We start from the raw sequence: 3421 nt of genomic DNA, 5'->3' as shown, positions 1-3421 counted from the left end.
CCCTAATCCTGATTGATTTCCAATATTTTTAATAACATCAAATCTATATTTACCAGATTGAATTACCATTTACGGGGCAATCCAATATCATCTGATATCGGACAGAACTACTTGGTGAATTTCTGTTGTTCAATACAAGAGACTATGACCTCCGTTGTGTCGTCCCACTTTTTATTTTCAGGTTTGACTCGCGGAACTCTATTGCTAAGATTTGCCAATATTTCTTTAGTCATCTTACCAGGATCAGGGATTATTAATTGTCCACTCTCGACTAATTCTCGGTTTATGCGCATTTCCCTTCTTCCCAGATAGATAGTAGGTACCCCTAAGAGAGCTCCTTCCCTTGCAACAGTATCTCCGGTCGTTACCACCAGGGCTGAATAGTAAATCAGGGAATGGATACTGGAACAAGGTTCAACAACCTTTCGGAAATTGGGGTGTTCAAACTCAAGATTTATTCCCCGTTCAAGGGAGGCTATGATGATCATTCCAGTATTTAAAATCGCATTAGTCGCTTGCGTAACTTCTTCCTGACCCAGACGTCGATAGTTCATACTGATAGGTGCAACATACCTGACAAAAACATACTCTCCCAGCTGAACGCCATACTCATCTAAAATCTTCGGTTGTGGGACAAATCGGTTCAAGTAAGCCAACTCTTTGAACCCGTTGTATTGAATGATGTTTCTGCCTGCCACTCCGAGTGCTTCAGGTAAGACAAGTTGATGAGCGAATAAAAGACACGGCCAAAAATTTAGCTTGTATTCGAAGTCGTCATAAAAAATCACAGACCGCACGCGACAAAATCGCGAAACTATGCCCGAATAGAATCCACAGCTCGCCAGAACATCTGTCTCCATTTCGCATACTATCTTCTTGAGATCAACGACTCTTTCCCATACTCCAACCATCTTTCTAACACCAGTTCTATGAGTACCCATTACGCGAAAGGAACAAGGAAGGTCTGACTCCGCTATGGCAACAAGGTTACCTCTTTGCCTGACAACAGCCGACACATCGTGTCTCGCCTTCAACGATTTGATGGCTGAATTAAAAAAATTAAGATGTGCGACGTGGAGGATGTCAAAGAGAATCTTCAAAGGTAGCATCCCTAATTAGCCGAGTGATCTCTGTCCAAGTTCTATTGATTTAATAGCCGTCATGTGCAAATACGTACACATACCAGGAGGCCTGTTCTGGTCCTACCCCATTAGGGGGAGCTTCGCAACCCCAAATTTTAGCGAGTCGAGTCACTGCTTGCTGGGCTTGTCTCTTAGAAGTATAATGCCCTACAGTCCTCCAGTTTCTGAAGGAACGATACCTGGATCGCCAATATCGCCTCCGACTGTCGGGATCTATCGTCAAGCCAATTCTACAGGCCATCTTTCTTTTTCCCTTTTGATTTATGAAGCTACTTCCAGATCATAACGCCGCTGCAACAAAGACGCATCGGCTTCTGCAATCTCCATACACATCTCCATCGCCAGTTCATAGCGATAGCGCGTCTGTTCACAAGCAACAGGATTTGGATACATCGGATCACCCGTCGTCGTCCGCGCCTCCCAAAGACATCCACCACCACACAGATTGCGCGCCCAGCACGTCTTGCACTCAGGACGATTATTCACATTGAACTGCGCGTCAAAATACTGCTGTTTTTCCCGATCAATACCCGCAAACACATCACCCATCTTAAACTCGGGCGCATCGGCCAAACTCGAACAAAAATAAATCGACCCATCTGCTGCAATCGCCAGATACTGCTTACCACCCAGACACCCGTGACAGGATTTCTGGCGCGTCAACAATTTTTGAATCCTCGGATCAAACTCTTCACACTCTTCACCATTTAGAATAGCTTTGAGCGCACGTCGGCTTCGCCTGTAAATTTGCTGTTTCAAAACGGGTATGTGTTCTTCCCGAATCGCATAAGGCGCATCTGGTGAAACAACCGCCGGACCGATGAGCGCGTTTTCAGTACCCAATGAACGCAACGCATCGGCAATCTGATCCTCGTCCAGGTCATACGCTGTCATAACAGCCTGCAAATACACGCGCTCAGGTGCCTCAGCAGTCAATTTCTGTACATTCTTTGCCACAACATCATAAGTCCCAGAACCATTGTGAAACTTGCGAATGCGATCCTGTGTTTTACGCCCACCATCCAGGCTGACCTTGATCTGAAACTTTTCATCAACCAAAAACTGCTTCATCTCGTCGGTCAACAACGTGCCATTGGTCACAATGCCAAACCCAACCTGCACACCCAATCGCGCGCCCAAGGACTTGGCAAATGGGACAAGCTCCTGCATCAATGGAAAATTCAGAAGCGGCTCCCCGCCAAAAAAATCAATCTGGCACCGCCCGAACGCCTGAGCTTCGGTGACAATCCAGCGTATGGCTTGCTCGGCAACGTCCGGTTGCATCAGCATGGCCTTACCACCGTAATCTCCACCGTGGGCAAAACAATAAGCACATTGAATATTGCACGTATGGGAAACGTGCAAGGACACCTGCAAACGATCTGTCTGCGATACGCCACAGGCTGCCACTCCTTCTGCTGTCGGCACATGGGACACCACAGGTAGAGCACCATCCGAAATCAAACCCACCTGTGCCAACTCCTCAATCGCCTCGACAATTTCCTCTGCCTCGTATTGATCGGACAGCACCTGCACAACCTGCGAAACAGACAACCCCTCACAACACGCTAAAATCGCCTGGAAAAGTGTATCCAATTCATAAAACAGACCGGTCTCAACCTGATAGACAACAGGCTGTTTGTCAGTTTGAAAAAGATGCATGTCGCATTTGTGGATACACATCATGGTAAGTCCCTCTCAATAAAATGAAAGACGACAAAGAACTCTGCAAAACCCTGTACTGGCAACCCAAAGATATGCGATTAACGCGCAAAAATTGTGTGATGTGGTCCGGGGACAAGGTTTTGCAGAGTCGTATTTACACAATAGTTTTCTGTGATTGCTGTTCTATACTCTGGCTCATTCTATGCATCATCGTGCGTAAGGCTTCAGATCGAACTTCATTACCCCAAATGGCATAGAGCAGGGATAGATAGGCCATAAGATCACGTTTTTTTATAAGTGTCTGGACAGACATAAGTCACCTCACTAAAAATCATCCCAATCGTCATCATCATCGGGAAAGGGAAGGGGAGGAACAGATGGCCAACCGGGTTTACAACCAATTTCAAAACTGTTCGTCGCCCGATACATACAAATACCACCCTCTGCATCTATCGTTCCATTGATCAGATTCAACTTGTGTTGCGCCGCCATGTTATCCTCCTTGAATGGAAAAAACCTGCGCCATAACGGTTTGCCCTTTTTATAGTGCAAGATCCGTGCCAAAAATCGTCGCAACACAAAAAAAAGCACTTGAATGTGCTCAAGTGATTGAA

General features: G+C 46.1%; 2 protein-coding genes. Both read right to left on the bottom strand.

The genetic code is table 11. From position 1 onward, the window contains the following. Positions 1-107: 107 nt before the first annotated feature. Positions 108-1109: a DUF354 domain-containing protein gene (locus tag F4Y39_18740; GenBank protein MYC15767.1), complete on the bottom strand. Its 1002-nt coding sequence runs from the start codon at positions 1107-1109 to the stop codon at positions 108-110. 294 nt (positions 1110-1403) lie between these two features. After that, entirely contained in the window at positions 1404-2828 is a 1425-nt protein-coding gene (locus F4Y39_18735) for an SPASM domain-containing protein (protein MYC15766.1), read from the bottom strand. Between the last annotated feature and the right edge of the window lie 593 nt (positions 2829-3421).

The organism is Gemmatimonadota bacterium, assembly GCA_009838845.1.
Lineage (GTDB): Bacteria > Latescibacterota > UBA2968 > UBA2968 > UBA2968 > VXRD01.
The sequence above is the reverse complement of the archived record's forward strand: the minus strand, read 5'-3'. Positions and strand labels throughout refer to the sequence as shown.